Consider the following 21,545-nt stretch of genomic DNA (forward strand, 5'->3'; position numbering starts at 1 on the left):
GGAGAGCGTGCGGCGAGTTGGAATGTGGAAAGCGGATATCCGTCTTTTCAAGGAGGTCGTTTTGCTGGCTTATATATCCGGGCGGTTGGTCTCGCTCTTGCTGACGACGCTTGCGGCTTCCGTCATCGTCTTTCTGCTGATGCAGGTTCTGCCGGGCGATCCGGCGGCGGTGATCCTCGGCATCAATGCGCAGCCTGAAACATTGGCTGCGCTCCATACCCAGCTCGGTCTCGACCAGCCGATCTGGTGGCGCTATCTCACATGGATCGGCGGCTTTCTTAAAGGCGATTTCGGCACGAGTTACACCTATTCCGTGCCGATCAGCGAATTGCTCGGTCCGCGCATCATGGTCACGCTGCCGCTGGCACTTTTGTCGATGGTTTTGTCGGTCGCGGTTGCCATTCCGGTCGGCGTATATGCGGCGTCCAAACGCGGCAAAACCGGCGACGTGCTGTCCATGGGCGTGGCGCAGGTTGGCGTGGCTATCCCGAATTTCTGGCTTGGCCTGCTCTTGATCCTGCTGTTTGCCTTGCAGCTCGGCTGGTTTCCGGCCTCGGGCTTTGCGGGGTGGGAAGGCAGCTTCTGGAACGGTATCCGCTCGCTGTTCCTGCCAGCATTGGCGCTTGCGCTGCCGCTTGCCGCCATTCTTGCCCGCGTGACGCGCTCTGCCGTCATCGAAACATTGGGTGAGGATTTTGTGCGGACCGCGCGCGCCAAGGGCCTGACACGCAAGGCGGCACTTTGGCGTCATGCGGTGCCCAATGCGCTGATCCCAGTTGTCACCATTATCGGCCTGCAATTCTCCTTTCTGCTAGCGGGAACCATCATCATCGAAAACGTCTTCAATCTGCCCGGCCTGGGAAGGCTGGTGTTTCAGGCCATCGCGCAGCGCGATCTCGTCACCGTGCAGTCGCTGGTGACGCTGCTTGCCGCTTCCGTGATCGCGGTCAATTTCATCGTTGACCTTGTCTATGGTTTCATCGATCCGCGCCTTTCGACGGGAGGCAGCCGATGACCGACACGCAAATCCTGCCGAAGCCCGGCTTTTTCCGAACGGTGCTTTTGAGCCGCAGCCTGACCATCGGCACGCTGATTACGGTTGTTCTCGTCGCGATGGCGCTCATCTCCTTTTTGTGGACGCCCTATTCGCCGACGGCCATGAATTTCCGCGACAAGTTGCAGGGGCCAAGCCTCAATCATCTGTTCGGCACGGATAATTTCGGTCGCGATGTGTTTTCCATGATCATGGTCGGCGCGCGCAATTCCATCGCGGTGTCGATCATCGCCGTGCTTGTCGGTGCGGGGATCGGCATTCCGCTGGGCGCTTTCGCGGCTGCACGCGGCGGCATGGTGGACGGTTTCGTCATGCGCATGACCGATCTGGCCTTCGCCTTTCCGGCGCTTCTGACGGCGGTGATCATCACGGCTGTTTTCGGTCCCGGTGCGGTCAATGCGATGATCGCCATCGGCATTTTCAACATTCCTGTGTTTGCGCGTGTCACGCGCGGCGCATCGCTGGGGCTTTGGAAGCGGGAATATGTGCAGGCAGCCCGTTGCGCAGGGCGTGGCGATGTGTCGATCACGCTTTTGCATGTGCTGCCCAATATCAACCATGTGCTGATCGTGCAGGCGACGATCCAGTTTGCGCTGGCTATCGTTGCCGAAGCGGGCCTTTCCTATGTCGGGCTTGGCACCCAGCCGCCGATGCCAAGCTGGGGCAAGATGCTCAACGACGCACAGACCTTTATTTACGACGCGCCATGGCTCGCCATTTTCCCCGGCCTCGCTATTACGTTTGCCGTGCTTGGTCTCAACATGCTGGGTGACGGATTGCGCGATGTGCTCGACCCGCGCGTCAGGAGGCAAAGATGATCACTCCCTTGCCCAAAACGCCTCTTCTTGAAATGGACAATATGTCCGTCGAGCTGCCCTTCGGCGCTCGTTCGGCGGATATTGTCTCCGGCATTACGCTGACGCTGAACCGTGGTGAGCGCCTCGGCATTGTGGGCGAATCCGGCAGCGGCAAGTCGATCACGGCACTTGCCGCCATGGGCCTGCTGCCTGATCGCATGCGCGTGCGCGGTAGCTTGCGTTTTGACGGGGAGGATCTGGCGAACAAGCCTGAAACGGAACTCTGCAAGATGCGCGGACGGCGCATGGCGATGATCTTTCAGGAACCGATGACGGCGCTCAATCCGGTCAAGTCCATCGGCGCGCAGATTGCCGAAGGCCGCCGTCTGCATCTGGGTGAAAGCCGCGCCGATGCAGAGCGCAAGGCGCGCGGGCTTCTGGATCGTGTGGGGCTGCCTGCGCCGCGCTTCAATCTCGATCTTTACCCGCACCAGCTTTCCGGCGGGCAACGCCAGCGCGTGATGATCGCGATGGCGATTGCCTGCGAGCCCGACCTGCTGATCGCCGATGAGCCGACAACGGCGCTTGATGTGACCGTGCAGGCGCAGATCCTCGATCTGATGGACGAGTTGATCGACGAAACCGGCACCGCCCTGATGCTGATTACGCATGATCTCGGCGTGGTGTCGGAAATGACCGACCGGATTGCCGTCATGTATGCGGGCCGCATTGTCGAGACGGGCCGCACGGAAGCAGTCTTTCAGCGCATGGCGCATCCCTATGCCCGTGGCTTGTTTGCAGCCTCGCCCCATGGTGCGGCACTGGTGCGCAACCATGGCACTGGGCGTCAGCGCCTTGCCGCTATTCCGGGTGTCGTGCCGGATCCGCTGGCGCGCCCGCCTTATTGCACCTTTGCCGACCGTTGCGCCTTTGTGCAGGACGACTGCCGACAGGCGATACCGGGTCTCGATTTCATTGCCGAGAATGACGGTATCGTGCATCGCGCCGCCTGCCTGCATCCGCGCGAAGGCGAGGTGGTTTCATGAGCAAGATGATTTTACAGGTGCGCGATGTGGTGCGCGAATATCAGCTTCCGCGCGCATCCTTTTTCTCGCGGACGAGTGCATTGCGGGTTCTGCATGGTGTAAATGTCGAGATCGAAGCAGGGCAAAGCCTTGGCATCGTCGGCGAAAGCGGTTCCGGCAAATCCACGCTGGCGCGTGCCGTGATGGGGCTGGAACGTCCGCAATCGGGTCAGATTCTCATCAACGGTCAGGATATCTATGCGCTGGATCGCTCGGGCCTGCGTGAAGCGCGCAAAGGCTTTCAGGCAATCTTTCAGGACCCTTACGGCTCGCTTGATCCGCGCCATACGGTCAAACGCATCATTTCCGAGCCGATTGTGTCGCTGGAAAGCGGCACCAGCGCCAAGGACCGCGACGACCGCGTTGCGGAAGTGCTGGAAGCGGTTGGCCTGCCCAAAGCATCGGCGGAAAAATATCCGCATGAATTCTCCGGCGGGCAGCGCCAGCGCATTGCCATTGCGCGCGCCCTGATCACCAAACCGGCGCTGATTGTCGCCGACGAGCCGGTCTCTGCGCTTGACGTTTCCATTCAGGCGCAGGTCTTGAACCTGATGATGGATTTGCAGGAAAAGTTCGGTCTGTCCTATCTTTTCATCAGCCATGACCTCGGCGTGGTGCGCGCGATTACCGATCGTGTTGCGGTGATCTATCGCGGCAATATTGTCGAGCATGGGCCGACCAATGCGGTGTTCGACAATCCGCAGCATGACTATACGCGGGCGCTGGTCGACGCCGTGCCAAAGCCTTTCTCCGGTCGCCGCAAGCGAGCGCGGCGATCCGATTCCACACTGAAATTGCCTGAGTGATTTGAGGAAATATCCAATGTCGAATCTTGCCGATTTGTCAGCCGTCGAACTCGTGGCCGCCTATCAGGCGAAGTCGCTTTCGCCGGTCGAGGTCACGGAAGCTGTCATCACGCGCATCGAAGCCTATGAGCCGAAGCTGAATGCGCTTTGGGCTTACGATCCCGATGCAGCGCGGGCGGCGGCCAAGGCCTCGGAAGCGCGCTGGTCGAAGGGTGAGCCTGCGGGTCCCATCGATGGTGTGCCGCTGACGATCAAGGAAAATATCGCGACCGAAGGCACTGCGGTTCCACTGGGCTGCGCGGCGCTGCCGCTGAAGCCAGCCGCCGCTGACGCACCGCCTGCGGCCCGCACGCGTGAGGCTGGCGGCGTGCTGCTCGCCAAGACGACCATGCCTGATCTCGGCATGCTGTCGTCGGGCCTGTCGAGCTTCCATAAGCTTGCCCGCAATCCGTGGGATTTGAACACCAATCCGGGCGGTTCGAGCGCCGGTGCGGGCAGCGCCGGTGCCGCCGGTTACGGTCCTTTGCATATCGGCACCGATATTGGCGGCTCCATTCGCCTGCCTGCCGGCTGGTGCGGTCTCGTCGGCCTGAAGCCGTCCTTCGGGCGTATTCCGATTGATCCGGCATTTCTCGGCCGTGTTGCCGGTCCGATGACCCGCACGGTTGCTGACAGTGCGCTTTACATGTCGGTGCTGTCGCGACCTGACCGCCGCGACGCCATGAGCTTGCCCTATCAGGACATTGACTGGATGAACCTTGATATCGACGTCAAGGGTCTGAAGATCGGTCTGTGGCTCGATGCCGGTTTCGGTGAGCCGACCGGCGATGAAACCCGCGCTGCGGTAGGGGCAGCGGCCAAGCTTTTTGCTGATGCGGGCGCAATTGTCGAGCCGGTCGCCCCATTTCTCAATCGCACCATGATCGACGGTCTAGACCGCTTCTGGCGTGCACGGTCCTGGGCGGATGTGAAGAAGATGACGCCGGAAAACCGCGCGAAAATCCTGCCTTACATCTATCAGTGGACTGAAACCGCCGAAGGTCTGAACGGCGAGGAGGTCTATTCCGGCTTCGCACAGATCGATGCGATGCGCCATGCGGCGCTCGCCGCGTCGAAGGATTTCGACTTCATCATTTCGCCGACCGCGCCTATGCCGACCTATCCGGCGGAATGGGCATCGCCGGTCAATGATCCGCAGCGTCCTTTCGAGCACATCGCCTTCACCGTTGCGATGAACATGTCGGAACAACCGGCGATCTCGATCAATTGCGGTTATACATCGACGGGACTGCCAATCGGCTTGCAGATTTTCGGCCAGCGTTTCGACGATCTGGGTGTGTTGCGACTGGCGCAGGCTTATGAAGAGATGCGGCCAGCGCAGCGCCCTTGGCCGGTTTTCTAGATTCCGCCTCTGGCTGCCTGCAAATGGCGTCGCTCTGTGCTTCCGGTGCTCATGTACGTTAAGTACACTCCGCTCCGGTTCTCGAGCGCCACCATTTTCGGCTACCCATAGACGGAATCATTCGCGTCGCAAGAAAAAGGCCGCTGAACGCGGCCTTTTCTATTTACCGGGCCTGAGTGGTGCGCGTTCCTTATAGCGATCCACGGCGGTGAGCTTCTGGATCAGCGGCTCGGCATCGCGCCATGGGTAAATCTCGGTGCGCAGATATTCGAGTTCGGCGTCGAGTTCATCTTCGCCAATCTCGGTCCACCATGATTTCGGGCGACCGTCGCTGCCGTCCGACCAGCGATAGCGACGCTCCTTCAGCTTGTCCTTCATCTCGAAAGGGCTGTTCTCGGCATAGATGCGCAGGCGCGATTTCTGGCTGGCTTGCAGCAGTTCGGCAAAGGGTGTGGTGTCGCCCGACTGTTCCTTCAGCACAGCGAGCAGCGCCTGACAGTCATCCTCGGCGCGGTGTCCATTATGGAAATAGCCGCTCTGGCCAATCAGATAGCCAAGCTTGGTGCCTTCGAAGCCCCGCGCCGTCCAGTCGATTTCCTTGACCGAACAGGCCCATGGTTTGTTGGCGAAGACCGGCGAAAACCGCTCCAGAAACGGACGGTCGAAACCGGCATTATGCGCGATGATCAGATCAGCATCCGCAATCAATGCTTCAAGCTCCGCCAGCGGAATTGTCTGGCCCTTCACCATCTCGTCGGTGATGCCGGTGATGCGCGTAATGTCCGTCGGGATCGGCTTTGACGGTTCCTGCAAGGCGCCGAAAGTGGCGCAGACATCGCCAATTGCGCCATCATCGGCATAGCGGAACGCCACGGCACCGATTTCGATGATTTCTTCCTGCGCGGCATTCAATCCGGTGGTTTCCGTATCCACCACGACGCCAAGACGCGGAAATGCTTGTGTGTCGGCATCGGGCACGACGGGAAGGGGATCAAGGCGGCGCAAAATGCGATAGCGCCCGCTATCCTTCAACTGACGCACCATTTCCGCTTCGTTCAAAGCAGGTGCTGCGCCGATGTCCCGCTTGGGCTTCGCGCGGGCAGGACGCAGCTCCGCCCGTTCTTCTCCTGCCTTTGCAGCGGGAGCAAAAAGGTCGAACTGGTGGCGCATCGAAATTCTCCGCGAGGACATTGCCAGCACACGTGTCGAAGGGCCTGGCGTTGGAAATGCAAAACAACAAATTGAGCGCCAGCAGCCTGATTTCCGGCTGGAACCGCTCGAATGGCATGGTCACAGGATCGCACTTCGCCTTTTTCAGACCAAGCCTTCATTCTCATTAGTAACAGGTAATAATGGTCTAAAATGGCTTCAAGCGGGCAGGCGTCTTCGCGAGGTGATGATATCTGGGGATAAACATTAATTGACGACTTAAGAATAAATTTCAGTTCTTTGATGGATGCCCTTGTTTGTATTTTTTTATTAGCGTTTGCTGTATTTAAAAAAGGGAATGTATTATTTCGATGTCTTCAATTGCTCTACAAAAGTTAATTTGACTCATATATGCAATTGCACATTCAGATTGGCCTAACTACTTATTGAATATTAATTCAATCGATTAATGGTCTGGTTTCTCGTGAAGATTGTCCCCTCTCTGCTGATCATGCTGTTTGCAGTCGCGATGACGAGCCTGTGGGTGCTCGACAGACGGCGAAAGCACATGCTGCTTTTCGGCCTGAGCTTCGCGGCATTTTCTCTTGGACATTTCGTGCAGGTTTCTCCGCCGCTGCCTAATCTGCGGCAGACATTTCTTCTGGCGATCCTGCTGCAACTGGGTGCTGGCTGGCTGTTCTGTCAGGCAGTGATGGTGCGGCTCGGGCGGGAGTTCCCGCCGGTACCAGCGTCGCTGATAACAGTTTCAACGCTGGCGGCCGTCGGCCTTCTTTCCTGGCAGGGCGCGATCTACAGCTATCTGGTCGTTGCGGCCAATGTCGGTCTTGGAACTTTAGCCGCGGTTCTTTGCCTGCATGCCCGTCGCGTGCCAGGTGACCGGTGGATCGAAACGGCGTTGCGTCTGGTTCTGGCGCTGCTGGCGGCGCATTTCTTTCTGCGCAGCATCTTCACGATTGTCATGCTGGATGACGTGGTCAGTTCCGGAGAATTGCTGTCCTTGCCTTATTGGTCGTGGGTGACGGTGGCTGCGTCGATGGGGGGAGTTCTGCTCGGTCTCTTCATTCTGACTGTAGCCGCCCTCGATATTATCGACAAGTTGCGCAATGAACGCGATGCCGACCCGTTGACCGGTCTTCTCAACCGGCGTGGTATGGAGCGCCACGCAAGACGCAAACTGGCAAATGCCGCGCAAGGTGCAACGCATGGCGTCATTATTGCGGATATTGATCATTTCAAGGCAATCAATGATGAGCTGGGCCACGCGACCGGCGACCGCGTGCTGGTGGAGTTTTCGCATCTGCTGCAGTCACTGGCGGGGCAGGATGTGATCGTCAGCCGTGTCGGCGGGGAAGAGTTCGTTCTGCTGGTTGCGGGCAGCGCCCAGCACTGCGAACGCTTTGCCAAGCGACTTTGCAATCAGGTCGGTCGCCATGCATTTGCGGCGCTGCCGAGCGACCGCCATGTGACATGCAGCTTCGGTATCGCCATGCTTCGTCACGACGAAACGTTATGGCAAACGGTGTCTCGCGCCGATCTTGCCCTGATGCGCGGCAAGCATCGCGGGCGCAATCGCACGGTAACCGAGGGCGATGAATTCCCTGAATTGTCTGGTGATGCGCCAGCCACTTTTCGCCTGACGGGCTGATGCGGCTTTCCTCCTTCGGAGAGGAATTATCAGTCAGACGCCGTTCGTAAAGACTTTGGTTACCATAATTCGCCATGCTGGAAGCGACCAATGCGGTCACTGCTTCGCTTCGGCCACCGCTTTGCCATGTCCTGTTCGCTTTTTTGCCGAACTGACATGCGAGGCGAGGCCGGAAGTGGGGCCGCGAAGTCGAATTCCAGTCGGGTTAGTATCATGGCGTGTGTAACAGAAGTGTATGGCTATGCGGCTCCGCGTAGCGGCCGTATCGGCCTTCCGTTCAGTTTGCGTGGCGTTTTGCGCGTGACGGCATTTGCCGCGACAGGTCTTGTCGCTGGCGGCTGGATGCTGACCGCGCTCGGCACGCTTGAAACGGCCATTCCCGCATTTGCGCCTGTCGCTCCGGTCATGCGGCGCATTCCAGCAGCCATGCCGCAAGCGCTGGCGCTTGTCGACCAGACCCGCACCCCGGCGCACAAAATGCGTGAAAGCTTCATCAAGGCCTATACGGCGGATGCCGCCTATTCCAACCTCGACTGGCGTCGCAACAAGATGAACGATGATCAGCCGATCATCGCCGATATCGGTCCGGATTCGGTGATCGAGCCAAAGTCGGTCGATGTGGCATCGTTGATCGAACCGCGTGCGGATCGCGTGCGGTTGCCTGAGCAGATTGCGGTCGCCTCGGCTGATCCGATAACCGACAAGACGGGCGAAAAGATTCCAGCCGACGCGGCTGCGAAAGCCGCCATACCAGGCGCGGTTGCGCTTGGTTATGCCAGCGCGCCACAGACGCCTGCAGCACTGGTCGCGCTCGCCAAGATCCAGCCGCAGAGCCAGTCTGGCATTCTGCCCCTGTCGCAGGCTGAAGAAGCCGATGCGGAAGGTGGTGACACGCCCAATCTGCCGATCGGCAATGCGATACCGTTGCCGCAATCAGCCCCTGACCAGAAGACGGATATGGCGGCTGACGACGAAGCCGACCGCGACATGTTCGTGCCCGACGATGTGCCTCTGCCGGGGGCCAAGCCGCCTCTGCGCGCATCGCGCATGCATCCCAAGACACAGCTTGCCTATGCGCCCGAAAGCGGCCTGACGGAAAGCCCGGAACCTGGTCTTTTCAGCCCGCTGATCAATCAGGCTGCGCGCAGCCGCGTTGCCATCTATGATATTTCCGCCGCAACCGTCTATTTGCCAAGCGGCGAAAAGCTCGAAGCCCATTCCGGGATCGGTCGCATGCGTGACAATCCCACCTATGCGAACCAGAAGAACCGTGGCCCCACGCCGCCGCACAGCTATAATCTGCGCATGCGTGAAGCGCTGTTCCATGGTGTTGAGGCGATCCGCCTGACGCCAGCCGACGGCAACAATCGCTATAATCGCGACGGGCTCCTGGCGCATACATTCATGCTGGGTCGCAATGGCGATTCCAATGGCTGCGTGGTGTTCCGGGATTATCCGCGCTTCCTGCGCGCCTTCAAACGCGGCGAGTTCAACAAGCTTGTCGTGGTGCCCCGGATGTCATCATCCAAGCCTGCGCGCATTGCTTCGCTTTTCTGATCGCGACGTTTTCCGGCAAAGAATTTCCGGCATCGGCTGAATACACGAAAAATTGCCCCCAACAATATTGCAGGGGCTGCGGGAATTGATAGAAATCCCGCGTTGCAATTCTTCGGAGATATCCTCAGTGAAGCTCTATTATAAAGCCGGTGCCTGCTCGCTCGCACCGCATATCGTTCTCAGCGAAGCCGGTCTGCCTTACACGTTTGAAGCCGTCGACCTGAAAACCAAGGTCACCGAAAGCGGTGCCGATTTTCTGGCGGTCAATCCGCGTGGCGCAGTTCCGGCTCTGGAACTTGAACCGGGCGTGGTGATCACCCAGAACGCAGCCATCCTGCAATATATTGGCGACCATTCGGATGTTGCGTCGTTCAAGCCTGCCTATGGCTCGATGGAACGCGCGCGGTTGCAGGAAGCGCTCGGCTTTTGCGGCGATCTGCACACGGCCTTCGGCGGATTGTTCGCGCCGAACCTGACCGAAGAAGCCAAGGTTGGTGTGCTTGCCAATATCAACCGTCGCATGGGCCAGTTGGAAGCTATGCTGGTGGATGGCCGCAGCTATTGGCTGGGCGCAGAGCTGTCGCAGGCCGATGTCTATGCGTCCGTCGTGATTGGCTGGGGCTTGGTGATGCAAGTCGATCTCAGCGCCTATCCGAAGGCGCTTGCCTTGCGTGAACGCGTCATGGCGCGCCCGGCAGCGCAGAAGGCGCTGAAGGAAGAAGGCCTTATCTGATTACCTCCAACGGAGGTCGATCAGTAACGAGATCCCGTGGGCCACGGCTCACGGGAAGCAAACAGCACGGTCAGCCGATCGGAGTGTCTCAGATCGTTTCGTCGATGTTTCTGAATTCCGGGGATTAAATGGCGGAGAGAGAGGGATTCGAACCCTCGATACGGTTTCCCGTATACACGCGTTCCAGGCGTGCGCCTTCAACCACTCGGCCACCTCTCCGTCTGCCTTGCTGTCGGGGAAAACCGCGTTTCACGGTGAAATCTGACTGCAAACGAGTTACCGCATTTTGTCTGGCGCTGGTTATTCGCCAACATACGGTAGCGGCGCGCAATATAGCCAGAATACGCATATGATCAATAGCTCTTTGCAAGTTTTTACGCCAAATCTGCCGAACCTGTGCAAAGAGCCTCGGTCGCCTTGTAACGCACTGTTTTTAAACAATATATTTGAAAGCATTATTTTGTTGCACGAAGGTTTGAGGGGCGACGCCTTCCTTAAGTCAGGATTTGGCGGTATGAAAAGGGACAGGTCGGCGATGTCGGGACGCGCCCGATGCGCTTGAATATGTGCCTGAAGGTCTGGGGCAGGGAATCGTGATCCGATTTGTATTGCGTAGTTTCGCGGTTATTTTTCTGGCGTTGGCGGTTCTCTTCGCCATTCTCGATGGCGCCCGCTCGGTCGGTGCGTCGAAGCTGGTTGCCAAACCGCTGCTTTCCATGTGGTCGCGCAACGCGCCGGAAACGCTGGCCGATGTAGAATCGTTCGTGACGCACTATATAGGAGCTACATTCTGGAACGCGGTCTGTGTTCCAGCGCTCGGGCAGCCCGGATGGCTCTTCTTCGGCGTGCTCGCATTGTTGTTCTATGTGATTGGTCATCGGCGCGGACGTCCTCTGGGGCGCTTCACTGCCTGACCGTCGATTCCGCCACAGGGCTACAGGAGGTTGAAGTCTATGAGTTTCCTCGACAGCTATCGCAAGAAGGTACAGATGCCCGCTACGGACGAGGCTTTGCCGGGTCGCGCAACAGCGCTTCCAACGTCTACGACGCATTTCGTCTCGGGCCATCCGTTGAAGGGCCCGTGGCCGGAAGGTTTCAAGCAGATCCTATTCGGCATGGGCTGCTTCTGGGGCGCGGAACGGCTGTTCTGGCAGGTGCCGGGCATCTATGTGACGGCAGTGGGTTATGCGGGCGGTATGACGCCCAACCCGACCTATGAAGAAACCTGCACGGGACTGACCGGCCATGCCGAAGTGGTGCTGGTGGTCTATGATCCGAAAATCGTGAGCCTTGATGAATTGCTGACCCTGTTCTGGGAAGAGCATGATCCGACGCAGGGCATGCGACAGGGCAACGATATCGGCACGACCTATCGTTCGGTCATCTACACCTTTGATGACGCGGATCGGGCGGCGGTTGAAAAGAGCCGCGATGCTTATGGGAAGGCGCTGGCAGGGCGCGGTCTCGGCCCGATCACCACCGAAATCGAAGATGCGCCGGTGTTCTATTATGCCGAGGATTACCACCAGCAATATCTGGCGAAGAATCCGAACGGATATTGCGGTCTGCGCGGAACTGGTGTGAGCTGCCCGATCCCGCTGGCACAGTAAAGCCGTCTCGAAGAAAAGAATCGCGCGGATTATCGCGCGATTTTCTTTTTCATGATCAGCATGCCGGCATAGTGGCCGTCGAGCTTTTCGAAATCCACCCAGCCGATCTGCCGGTAGAGGTCGGGCTTGTCCGTATAGAGATAAGCCTCGTTGTGGCCAAGTTCTGCGGCAGCCTTCTCGATGGTGTCGACAAGGCTCTTTGCGATGCTCTTGCCGCGATAGTCCGGCAGAACAAACACGCTGGCCACCCATGGCTTCAGATGCGGGTGCGTTTCCAGATCATTGTCGATCAGAAGCGCAGTGCCTGCCAGTTCCCCATCAAAAAGCGCGATGCGTGCGATCTGCCCATCATTGGCCTGCACGAGATTGTGGAAGTCTGTGATGGTCTGTTCCAGCGTTCCGCCACAGAATTCGCCCCATTCGCCAAAATTCCATGTGGCACAGGCGGGGATGAGGTCGGGGCGGTCGGCTAGATCGATGATTTCAAGCATGATCTTACCAGTGCGGAGGTTTGGTGACCGGCACATCGGGCGCGGTCTGTTCTTCCAGTTCCAGAAAGCGGTCGGTCAGCGCGCCGAGTTTCTTGGATAGCTGATCGATGAGCTTCCATTGCTCGGCCAGCACGGACGACAGTTCATCGATGGTCTTTTCCTGTTCGGCGACGCGAATTTCGAGCTCGGTCAGGCGTTGGTCCGCGGTCATGGTTGGGTTCCGTCATGTCAAGAATCTGAAGCACGCAACTGTAGTGCCAGCAGAGAAACATGTCACTGCGTGAGGACAAGCGCGCCGTTTGCCACTTCATAATGGCGCAGGCGCTTGAGGAAAGTCATGCCGAGCAGGATATCGGAAAGCGCTTCGTCGCGCAGCACGAGGGCCTCGACATTTTCCACGCGAATGCGTCCGATCTCCACGCTGCTGAGAACAGCGCGCGCCGCCGGTGTTTCGCCATTGGCTGTCGAAACGCGATAACGAAAATCGTCGGGGCGTAGCGAAATGCCGATGCGTCGGGCAGTGCTGGCATTGATGGCAACCGAGCTTGCGCCCGTATCGATCATCCCGCGCAGATTCTGGCCGTTGAAACGGATATCGGTGATAAAATGCCCGCGGCTGTCGGGCGCAATCTGCGCGCGGCGTCCGCTATAGGCGGAAGGGTTTTGTGAGGATGTTGCAGCGGGTGTTGCCGTTGCGGCTTGCTCGACGGTTGCTGACTGGAATTTTTCGAAGAGAATCGGAAAGGCCGTAGCCAGCCCCGCCAGCATCAGAACAATAAAGAAAATCCGCGCCATGCTTACCCCGCTTTAAAGGCAGAGTATCCGGCGCGGATTACTGTCTGGTTACGTTGTAGTTTATTTCGTGCCGTACATGCGGTCGCCCGCATCGCCAAGACCGGGGACGATATAGCCCTTTTCGTCGAGGCGCTCGTCGATCGAGGCGGTGTAAACATCCACATCCGGATGCGCCTTGACGAAACGCTCGATGCCTTCAGGCGCTGCCAGCAGGCACAGGAAGCGGATATTGGTCGCGCCGCGTTCCTTCAGCTTGTCGATGGCGGCAATGGCCGAATTGGCGGTGGCGAGCATCGGATCGACCACGATGATGAGGCGATTGACGATGTCTTCCGGCGCCTTGAAGTAATATTCGACCGGCTGCAACGTGTCGTGGTCACGGTAGAGGCCGATATGGGCGACGCGGGCTGCGGGCACCAGATCGAGCATGCCTTCCAGAAGGCCGTTGCCTGCGCGCAGGATCGAAGCGAAAACCAGCTTCTTGCCTTCGAGGATTGGCGCTTCCATCGGCATAAGCGGGGTCTCGATCTCCATGGTGGTGAGTTCGAGATCGCGCGTCACTTCATAGCAAAGCAACAGCGAAATTTCTTTGAGAAGCCGCCGGAAGCTGGCCGTGGAAGTCTCGCGCTTGCGCATGAGGGTGAGCTTGTGCTGGACAAGCGGATGGCTGACGACTGTAACGCCCATGATCTTTCCACTTTTCTTGTTATCGTTTTGAACTTTAGCGGCAGATTGCGCCGGAGAAAACGCGTGGCAAGCGCACACGCACAGTTTTATGTCTCTTTGGCCATTTTTCAACGTTAACGCAAGCTGCGATCACAAAAGGGGTAGTGGGAAAAGGTCTGTGCTTGTATCGTTCGGCACAAGCTTTATATGCATAACCGAAAATCGTTTTCGTCAGACTATTCAAAAGCAGGATGAGCTATGAGCCAGCAGAACGGCAATGCGGACCGCGTGGGCGCAAAAGGCGGCATGGAGCATTCCTTCGGCTTCCAGTCGGTTGACGAAAACGATAAGCAGACCCTGGTCAACGACGTTTTCCATAAGGTCGCCAACAAATACGACGTGATGAACGATCTCATGTCGGCAGGCATGCATCGCGTCTGGAAAGATGCGATGATCGCCTGGCTCGCACCATCCAAGTGTCCGGGCTGGACGTCGCTGGATGTGGCCGGCGGCACTGGTGATATCGCCTTTCGCATTGTTGAGGCTTCGGGCCGTCAGGCCCATGTGACCATTCTCGACATTAACGGCTCGATGCTGGGTGTCGGTCGTGAGCGCGCGATCAAGAAGGGCCTTGCCGACAATCTCGAATTCGTTGAAGCCAATGCCGAGGAACTGCCCTTCGAGGATAACAGTTTCGACGCCTATACGATTGCCTTTGGCATTCGCAACGTGCCGCATATCGACAAGGCCCTGTCAGAAGCCTATCGCGTGCTGAAGCCGGGCGGCCGTTTCATGTGCCTCGAATTTTCCGAAGTTGAATTGCCGATCCTCGACAAGGTCTATGACCAGTGGTCGTTTCAGGCCATTCCGCGCATCGGCAAGATGATTACCGGCGATGCGGACTCCTACAGCTATCTGGTCGAATCGATCCGCAAATTCCCCAAGCAGCAGGATTTTGCCGCCATGATCGAAACCGCCGGTTTCGAGCGCGTGAGCTATCGCAATTTCACCGGCGGTATTGCGGCGCTTCATTCGGGCTGGAAACTGTGATCGTGCCTGTCATGAATTCGGGCTTGGATGCAGGGGCGGGCTTTATCGCATGAGTAATCTTTCCGCCGCTTTCCGGCTGGCGCGCGCCGGATGGATTTTGACGCGTGAAGGCGTGATCAGTGCGCTTCCCGTGGAAGGGCTTTCCGGTCTTCCGGCTTTCGGCCACAAGATTGCAGGCATGCTGGCGCGTCCGCGTGCGCGACACATGCAGCGTTCCGAGCGCATGTCGCGTGCGATGAACAAGCTTGGCCCATCCTATGTGAAGCTTGGCCAGTTTCTGGCGACCCGCCCCGATATTGTCGGGCGCGATGTGGCTGCCGATCTGGAGCTATTGCAGGATCGTCTCGATTATTTTCCGCAGGCTGATGCGGTTGCGGGTATTGAAGGTTCGCTCGGTCGCAAAATCGACGATCTTTACCTGCATTTCGATGCGCCGATAGCGGCGGCGTCGATGGCGCAGGTGCATCCGGCCGAAGTCATGAAGGACGGCAAGCCGACGAAGGTTGCGGTCAAGGTCATCCGCCCCGGCGTTCGCCAGCGTTTTGCCCGGGATCTCGAAGGTTTCTACATGGTTGCGCGTATGCAGGAGCGCCATGTGCCCTTCACGCGCCGCCTGCGTCCGGTTCAGGTTGTCGAGACGCTGCAACAGACCACCCGCATCGAGATGGATCTGCGACTGGAAGCGGCAGCACTTTCCGAGATTGCCGAAAACATCAAGGGCGATGAAGGTTTCCGCGTTCCGCAGGTGGACTGGGAGCGCACCGGTCGCGATGTGCTGACGCTCGAATGGATCGATGGCACCAAGATGTCGGATATTTCGACGCTGGCTGCCGCTGGCTTCGATCTGAAGAAGCTTGCCGAAACGCTGATCCAGTCTTTCCTGCGCCACACGCTGCGCGACGGCTTTTTCCATGCCGACATGCATCCGGGCAATCTGTTCGTCGATCCGCAAGGTATCATCGTTGCGGTCGATTTTGGCATCACCGGACGGCTCAACAAGCAGCAGCGCCGGTTCCTGGCAGAAATTCTCTATGGCTTCATCACGCGCGACTATATGCGCGTGGCGGAAGTGCATTTCGAAGCGGGTTACGTGCCGCACACCCACGACGTGGCAAGCTTTGCGCAGGCCATTCGCGCCATCGGTGAGCCGATCCACGGCCAGCCGGCAGAAACCATTTCCATGGCCAAGCTTTTGACGCTGCTGTTCGAAGTGACCGAGCTTTTCGACATGGAGACCCGGCCGGAACTCCTGATGCTCCAGAAAACCATGGTTGTCGTTGAGGGCGTGTCGCGCACGCTCGATCCACATTTCAATATGTGGAAAGCAGCGGAGCCGGTTGTCGGCGACTGGATCCGCAAGAATCTCGGCCCGCAGGGCATGCTGCTCGACGCCAAGGACAGCGCCTATGCGCTGCTGCATTTCACCCGCAAGACGCCGGAACTGGTGGCACGTGTTGAACGCGTTTCGGTTGCGCTGGATGATATGGCTGCCAATGGTTTCCGCTTCGATGCTGCCACAGCGGAAGCCATCGGTCGCGCCGAAGCCAAGCATTCGCGCTGGGGTCGCATCGCACAGGTCGTGATTGCAATTGCGCTCGCTGCGATCGCGATCAAGTTTGTGGCCGGTTGAAGTTTCGAGCTATCGGTTTGATTTTGTATTTTGTATAGCAAAGTGATTGCACAACAACGAGCCTTTGGTTGACCTACATGCAAGGCTGTTGTTCAGCTCTATCGCCCCGAATAGCACCTGACACTGTTTTCGTTAAATCTAGACTAACCACAGGAATAAATTTCCCATACATTTCGCAATAATCTTTCTGATACTCTAGAGCATTTTTCCGCCCGTCATCGTGTCCGAATAAATAGAAAAATGCAATTATTGGTAAGTTTTTAGCGTCTTCTTCCGTCCAAATGCTAGTAATGAGTTCATTCCAGTATATGGATTTTGTTTTTATCTGCACATCAATCGATGTTAGAAATGGATCCATTTTATTTGGTTCAAAAGAACATTGTTCTGGTACAAATGGGGCGGTGACTCCATCTGGAACATACTTGTTGATGAATGCGTCTGCTGTTGTGATAGAAACATCAGGGCATGAGGAAAAGCTTTTAGCCTTGTCCTGAGTATCTGCGAAGCCGCAACCGTGTGAGGCTGCAGAATGAGAGTCAGGCATGGCTGAAAATGAATCGAATGGGTATATGCAATAATATTGGAGAAAGGCTTTTTCGCTTTGATCTTGTTGATCGTATATATACCCGGAAGGGTCATATAACTCGGTAGTAGGTATATCATATCTTAAATATGAAAAAGAAACGGCATTTCTTGGATCATTTATATTTGGAATCCATGCGTGGCTTTCTGGCGGTTCTTTCCCGTGGACAATTATACCTGAACACAAAATCGGAGAAATTCTAAGTAAATTTACGGCAAGACGGCAATCTTTATTGTTGTAGTATAAATTATCGATTTTAACTACAGAGTCCTCCAGTTTATCAGATATTTCATCCGAATTTGCGTGCATTGAGATCATAAAAAAAGATAGAATTGCGATAAAGAAACTGAATGCTTTCATTATTTTTCTCCTCTTAGGGAGTAGTTTCTATAAAAACATGACATTGTCGCCCGTTGTGCCTGACAGGTTGTATATTCCGCCAGTCATTGATGGTGAAATTTATGATGACAATTATGATGCAATATGATTGCATTGATTGCACTTGCAATAAGCCGGTGCAATCAAATGGCCAGTATCACTATCCGCAATCTCGACGATGCCGCCAAGGAAAAGCTGCGTGTGCGCGCTGCGCGCAACGGGCGTTCCATGGAAGAGGAAGCGCGGCTTCTTCTCACAGCACTGGAGGAAACTGCGCAGGTCACGCCCGCTCCCGCTGGTTTGGGTAAGGCTGGTGCGTCACTTACGGGCAAGCGCGTTCTGCTCATCATTGGTGGCGGTATTGCTGCCTATAAGACGCCCGACCTGATCCGTCGTTTGCGCGAGCGTGGCGCACAGGTTCGCCCCTTGATGACGGCCGCTGCACACCAATTTGTAACGCCGCTGACCATCGGCGCGGTTTCCGCCGATCATGTCTTTACCGATCTGTTTTCGCGGGAGGATGAGCAGGATGTCGGGCACATCAGGCTGGCGCGCGATGCCGATCTGATCGTGGTTGCACCTGCGACCGCCGACCTGATGGCCAAGATGGCCAATGGTCTGGCCGACGATCTGGCCAGTGCCGTTCTGCTCGCGCGCAAGGTTCCGGTTTTGATTGCGCCTGCCATGAACCCGGCCATGTGGGACAACCCGGCGACCCGCCGCAACCGTCTGACGCTGGAAAAGGACGGCGTGCATTTCATCGGCCCCGAGAAGGGCGAAATGGCGGAAAGCGGCGAGGCGGGAACGGGCCGGATGAGCGAGCCGCTGGCCATCGTGGCGGCTGTGGAAACGCTGCTGGTGCCGCGTGCGCTGCCGCTGGCTGGAAAATCCATCGTCATGACATCCGGACCAACGCATGAGCCGATCGACCCGGTCCGCTACATCGCCAACCGCTCGTCGGGCAAGCAGGGCCACGCCATCGCCGCTGCTCTGGCGCGGTTGGGTGCCACGGTGCATCTGGTGTCCGGTCCGGTCACGATTGCCGATCCCGAAGGCGTCGATGTCATTCAAGTCGAGACGGCGCGGGAAATGCAGGCTGCCGTGGAGCTGCATCTGCCCGCCGATGCGGCAATCATGGTGGCAGCCGTTGCCGATTGGCGCACGGCCAATGAGGCCGGGCAGAAGATCAAGAAGAAGCCCGGAGAAGGCGCTCCAACGCTTGCCATGATCGAGAACCCCGACATTCTGGCGGGTGTTGGCCATAGCGACAAGCGCCCTGGTCTGGTAGTCGGCTTTGCGGCTGAAACGCAGGATGTGGCCGAAAATGCGAGAGCCAAGCTTGCGAAAAAGGGCGCCGACTGGATCGTCGCCAACGATGTTTCCTATGGCGCGGATGGCAGCAGCGTCATGGGCGGCGACCACAACCGCGTGCGGATTTTAAGCCGTTCTGGCATTGAGGAATGGCCGGAAATGAGCAAAGGCGAGGTGGCCGAAAAGCTGGCTGCGAAGATTGCTGAACGGCTGCTCGACGCGAAGCAATGAAGCTGTCTGCCTAGAAGAACTCGTCCAGCAGGCGGTAATAGGTGATTTTCGCTTCATCGATGGCCGTTGCGCCATAGAGGTCGAGGAAGGGTTTCACCCATTCGTCGCCGAGATTATAGCGGATGCTCCAGCAGGCGAGTCCCAGATCCTGATGGCGGTCAGCGAGGCCAAGCCTGCCGCAGTCGATAAAGCCGGTGAAAGCGCCGTCGCTGGCCATGAAATTTGGCAGGCAGGCGTCGCCATGGGTGACGACAACATCTTCCTGCGACGGTTTCAGGCGGTGTAGTTCGGAGAACAAATCTTCGGCGCTGCGGCCTTCGCGCTCATCATCGAAATCATCTTCATCGACCGCACCCGCTTCCACGCGCTTGCGTGCATCTTCAATGCGGTGCGCCAGCCGGTGGTCGAAAGGGCAGGCCGCGGGGTCGACGCTGTGCAGCGCCTTCAAGGCTGTTGCGAGAATGGAGACGATACGGTCCGGCGGAAGAGTGCCGACAGACGACGCGAGGTCGGACCCGGCAAGGCGCGTCATCAGGAGAAAATGGCGGTCGGCCATCGTCTCGTAAGCGACGACCTTTGGGCAGGGCAGACCCTGTGCGGAAAGCCATTCAAGTCGGGCGCGCTCATCGGCCAGTTCGCTGACCGTGCTTGCCGGTTCGATTTTCAGAACAAGCGGTTCGTGCGCATCATGATCGAGCAGCAGGACATTGGCGGTCGAACGGCCAAGCTCGTCCTGCTGGCTGCTATAACCGGCAAGCCGATGCAGCAATGCATCAGGCAGATCGAGGGCAGCCAGAACAGGATCGGTCATAACATTACCGCATCAAGCCTTGTCGCGGACCTGATAGTCCTTGATGGTTGCAAAGCGGATGTTCTTCCAGCGCTCGGCTTCGTAATTGAGCGAAAAGCCGTTTTGCGCCAGGAACACGGGATCATTGTCGAGATCATGCGCAATGTCGGCGCGATGAGATGCAATGAAGCGGTCGAGTTCGACCGGATCGTCCGCTGTAATCCACCGGCAGACCGAGAAGCGCGACATTTCAAAGCCGACCGGCAGCGAATATTCCACTTTCAGGCGTTCGGTCAGAACGTCGATCTGGAGCGCGCCAACGACACCGACAATCGCCGGAGAGCCGTCATCGGGCACGAACAGCTGCACGACACCTTCTTCCGCCATCTGCTGCAGTGCTTCGCGCAGCTTCTTGGCCTTCATCGCATCGTCGAGACGCACGCGGCGCAGAATTTCCGGCGCGAAGTTCGGTACGCCACGGAACAGGATATCCTCGCCCTCGGTCAGCGTGTCGCCGATGCGCAGCGTGCCGTGGTTCGGGATGCCGACCACGTCGCCAGCAAAGGCTTCGTCGGCGATCTGGCGTGAACGCGCAAAGAAGAATTGCGGCGCAGACAGGCTCATCGGTTTGCCGGTGCGCACCAGCTTGGCTTTCATGCCGCGTGACAGCTTGCCCGAGCAAACGCGCAGAAAGGCGATGCGGTCGCGATGGTTCGGGTCCATATTGGCCTGAATCTTGAACACGAAGCCGGTCATCTTGTCTTCGGTGGAACCGACCATGCGCGTGTCGGCCTGCTGGTCGCGCGGCGAGGGGCCGAAATCGCAGAAGGCTTCGATCAGATCGCGCACACCGTAATTCTTCAGCGCCGAGCCGAAATAGACCGGCGTCATATGGCCTTCGCGGAAGGAAGCAAGGTCAAACGGACGGCAGACGCCGCGCGCCAGTTCCGTATTTTCCAGCCAGGCTTCACGCTCGTTTTCAGGCAGCAGCGCGGCTGCTTCTTCCGGGCCGCTGACCTTGGTCGGCTGCTCTTCATTGTCCTGACGGCGCATCGTATTGTTATGCAGGTCGAACGTGCCTGCAAAGCTCTTGCCCGAACCGATCGGCCAGGTGATAGGCGCCGTGTCGAGCGCCAGCTTTTCTTCGATTTCGTCAAGTATTTCGAGTGGATCGCGTGCTTCGCGGTCCATCTTGTTGACGAAGGTGACGATGGGAATGTCGCGCATGCGGCAGACTTCGAACAGCTTCAGCGTGCGCGGCTCGATACCCTTTGCGGCGTCGATGACCATGACGGCGCTGTCCACCGCGGTCAGCGTGCGGTAGGTGTCGTCTGCGAAGTCTTCGTGGCCCGGCGTGTCGAGCAGGTTGAAGATGCAGTCCTTGTATTCGAAGGTCATCACCGAGGTGACGACCGAGATACCGCGGTCGCGTTCGATGTTCATCCAGTCCGAACGGGTCTGGATGCGATCCTTCTTGGCCTTCACTTCACCGGCAAGCTGGATAGCGCCGCCAAACAGCAGCAGCTTTTCGGTCAGCGTGGTCTTACCGGCGTCCGGGTGCGCGATAATCGCGAATGTGCGGCGCTTGGAAACGGGATTGTCAGCAGGCATGAAGAAACTCGTGATGGCGAAATGTTGGGCCGCGCAAATATGCGCCGCAAAGATGTTGCGCTGCATCTAGCAGTCATTGGGCAAAATCTCAACAAGCGCCGCGTTACAAGTCCTGGCAAGACATGAAAAAGCGGCGCTGAAGACGCCGCT

At 57.8% G+C, this 21,545-nt stretch carries 21 protein-coding genes and 1 tRNA gene; 13 read left to right on the forward strand and 9 right to left on the reverse strand.

Annotated elements, in window-relative coordinates; genetic code table 11:
- Window positions 1–61 precede the first annotated feature (61 nt).
- Genes QBD01_RS24275 through QBD01_RS24295 form a run of 5 tightly spaced genes read left to right on the forward strand, consistent with a single transcriptional unit; the run spans window position 62 to window position 5,144 of the window.
- Window positions 62–1,015: an ABC transporter permease gene (locus tag QBD01_RS24275; RefSeq protein ID WP_280994927.1), complete on the forward strand. Its 954-nt coding sequence runs from the start codon at window positions 62–64 to the stop codon at window positions 1,013–1,015.
- On the forward strand, window positions 1,012–1,872 hold the full coding sequence (locus tag QBD01_RS24280) for an ABC transporter permease (RefSeq protein WP_280994887.1): 861 nt from the start codon (window positions 1,012–1,014) through the stop codon (window positions 1,870–1,872). Before QBD01_RS24275 ends, QBD01_RS24280 begins: the two co-directional genes overlap by 4 nt.
- Window positions 1,869–2,897: an ABC transporter ATP-binding protein gene (locus QBD01_RS24285; protein ID WP_280994888.1), complete on the forward strand. Its 1,029-nt coding sequence runs from the start codon at window positions 1,869–1,871 to the stop codon at window positions 2,895–2,897. The genes QBD01_RS24280 and QBD01_RS24285 overlap by 4 nt, the downstream gene beginning before the upstream one ends.
- Window positions 2,894–3,742 carry an ATP-binding cassette domain-containing protein gene (locus tag QBD01_RS24290; protein WP_280994889.1) on the forward strand — a complete coding sequence of 283 codons (849 nt, stop codon included), beginning with the start codon at window positions 2,894–2,896 and terminating at the stop codon, window positions 3,740–3,742. Before QBD01_RS24285 ends, QBD01_RS24290 begins: the two co-directional genes overlap by 4 nt.
- Before the next feature lie 16 nt (window positions 3,743–3,758).
- On the forward strand, window positions 3,759–5,144 hold the full coding sequence (locus QBD01_RS24295) for an amidase (RefSeq protein WP_280994890.1): 1,386 nt from the start codon (window positions 3,759–3,761) through the stop codon (window positions 5,142–5,144).
- Between the two features lie 159 nt (window positions 5,145–5,303).
- Here QBD01_RS24295 and QBD01_RS24300 read toward each other — a convergent pair whose 3' ends face one another.
- Window positions 5,304–6,314 carry a 3'-5' exonuclease gene (locus tag QBD01_RS24300; RefSeq protein WP_280994891.1) on the reverse strand — a complete coding sequence of 337 codons (1,011 nt, stop codon included), beginning with the start codon at window positions 6,312–6,314 and terminating at the stop codon, window positions 5,304–5,306.
- 448 nt (window positions 6,315–6,762) lie between these two features.
- Here QBD01_RS24300 and QBD01_RS24305 point away from each other — a divergent pair, with 448 nt between their 5' ends.
- The 3 genes from QBD01_RS24305 to gst all read left to right on the forward strand — a co-directional run bounded on the left by QBD01_RS24305 (window position 6,763) and on the right by gst (window position 10,249).
- Window positions 6,763–7,959: a GGDEF domain-containing protein gene (locus tag QBD01_RS24305; protein ID WP_280994892.1), complete on the forward strand. Its 1,197-nt coding sequence runs from the start codon at window positions 6,763–6,765 to the stop codon at window positions 7,957–7,959.
- Window positions 7,960–8,172: 213 nt separating this feature from the next.
- Complete coding sequence (locus QBD01_RS24310) at window positions 8,173–9,516, forward strand: DUF2778 domain-containing protein (RefSeq protein ID WP_280994893.1); 1,344 nt, start codon at window positions 8,173–8,175, stop codon at window positions 9,514–9,516.
- Window positions 9,517–9,643: 127 nt separating this feature from the next.
- On the forward strand, window positions 9,644–10,249 hold the full coding sequence (gene gst / locus QBD01_RS24315; protein ID WP_280994894.1) for a glutathione transferase: 606 nt from the start codon (window positions 9,644–9,646) through the stop codon (window positions 10,247–10,249).
- Window positions 10,250–10,378: 129 nt separating this feature from the next.
- Here gst and QBD01_RS24320 read toward each other — a convergent pair.
- Window positions 10,379–10,468: transfer RNA gene (locus QBD01_RS24320), tRNA-Ser, on the reverse strand.
- Window positions 10,469–10,842: 374 nt separating this feature from the next.
- Between QBD01_RS24320 and QBD01_RS24325 the strand changes: the two genes are divergently transcribed.
- The gene (locus QBD01_RS24325) at window positions 10,843–11,163 is read left to right on the forward strand and encodes a hypothetical protein (protein WP_280994895.1); all 321 of its coding nucleotides are present in this window, start codon (window positions 10,843–10,845) and stop codon (window positions 11,161–11,163) included.
- 39 nt (window positions 11,164–11,202) lie between these two features.
- Window positions 11,203–11,859, forward strand: a complete 657-nt coding sequence (gene msrA / locus QBD01_RS24330; protein WP_280994896.1) for a peptide-methionine (S)-S-oxide reductase MsrA — start codon at window positions 11,203–11,205, stop codon at window positions 11,857–11,859.
- A 29-nt stretch (window positions 11,860–11,888) separates the two neighbouring features.
- Here the strand turns inward: msrA and QBD01_RS24335 are convergent, their stop codons facing one another.
- The 4 genes from QBD01_RS24335 to upp form a co-directional block, all read right to left on the reverse strand.
- Window positions 11,889–12,350, reverse strand: coding sequence for a GNAT family N-acetyltransferase (locus QBD01_RS24335; RefSeq protein WP_280994897.1), 462 nt, complete (start codon window positions 12,348–12,350; stop codon window positions 11,889–11,891).
- 4 nt (window positions 12,351–12,354) lie between these two features.
- A complete protein-coding gene (locus QBD01_RS24340) occupies window positions 12,355–12,561 on the reverse strand; it encodes a SlyX family protein (protein WP_078339885.1) in 207 nt (68 codons plus the stop codon).
- Window positions 12,562–12,623: 62 nt separating this feature from the next.
- Window positions 12,624–13,145: a TIGR02281 family clan AA aspartic protease gene (locus tag QBD01_RS24345; protein ID WP_280994898.1), complete on the reverse strand. Its 522-nt coding sequence runs from the start codon at window positions 13,143–13,145 to the stop codon at window positions 12,624–12,626.
- A gap of 60 nt (window positions 13,146–13,205) precedes the next feature.
- Window positions 13,206–13,832, reverse strand: a complete 627-nt coding sequence (gene upp, locus QBD01_RS24350; protein WP_182522247.1) for a uracil phosphoribosyltransferase — start codon at window positions 13,830–13,832, stop codon at window positions 13,206–13,208.
- Window positions 13,833–14,069: 237 nt separating this feature from the next.
- On the opposite strand from upp, the gene ubiE reads away from it, so the two are divergent.
- Window positions 14,070–14,861 (forward strand): bifunctional demethylmenaquinone methyltransferase/2-methoxy-6-polyprenyl-1,4-benzoquinol methylase UbiE, encoded by a 792-nt coding sequence (gene ubiE, locus QBD01_RS24355; RefSeq protein ID WP_280994899.1) that lies wholly within the window; start codon window positions 14,070–14,072, stop codon window positions 14,859–14,861.
- A gap of 49 nt (window positions 14,862–14,910) precedes the next feature.
- Window positions 14,911–16,491, forward strand: coding sequence for a 2-polyprenylphenol 6-hydroxylase (gene ubiB, locus QBD01_RS24360; RefSeq protein ID WP_280994900.1), 1,581 nt, complete (start codon window positions 14,911–14,913; stop codon window positions 16,489–16,491).
- A gap of 73 nt (window positions 16,492–16,564) precedes the next feature.
- Here the strand turns inward: ubiB and QBD01_RS24365 are convergent, their stop codons facing one another.
- Window positions 16,565–17,434 (reverse strand): hypothetical protein, encoded by an 870-nt coding sequence (locus QBD01_RS24365; protein WP_280994901.1) that lies wholly within the window; start codon window positions 17,432–17,434, stop codon window positions 16,565–16,567.
- A 165-nt stretch (window positions 17,435–17,599) separates the two neighbouring features.
- On the opposite strand from QBD01_RS24365, the gene coaBC reads away from it, so the two are divergent.
- Window positions 17,600–18,994, forward strand: a complete 1,395-nt coding sequence (gene coaBC, locus QBD01_RS24370; RefSeq protein WP_280994902.1) for a bifunctional phosphopantothenoylcysteine decarboxylase/phosphopantothenate--cysteine ligase CoaBC — start codon at window positions 17,600–17,602, stop codon at window positions 18,992–18,994.
- A gap of 10 nt (window positions 18,995–19,004) precedes the next feature.
- On the opposite strand, the gene QBD01_RS24375 is transcribed toward coaBC, so the two are convergent.
- Window positions 19,005–19,805: an APH(3')-II family aminoglycoside O-phosphotransferase gene (locus tag QBD01_RS24375; protein ID WP_280994903.1), complete on the reverse strand. Its 801-nt coding sequence runs from the start codon at window positions 19,803–19,805 to the stop codon at window positions 19,005–19,007.
- A gap of 12 nt (window positions 19,806–19,817) precedes the next feature.
- On the reverse strand, window positions 19,818–21,395 hold the full coding sequence (locus tag QBD01_RS24380) for a peptide chain release factor 3 (protein WP_151591731.1): 1,578 nt from the start codon (window positions 21,393–21,395) through the stop codon (window positions 19,818–19,820).
- Window positions 21,396–21,545: the final 150 nt, after the last annotated feature.

The organism is Ochrobactrum sp. 19YEA23 (genome assembly GCF_029909865.1).
In the GTDB taxonomy this organism is placed as follows: Bacteria; Pseudomonadota; Alphaproteobacteria; order Rhizobiales; family Rhizobiaceae; genus Brucella; species Brucella gambitense.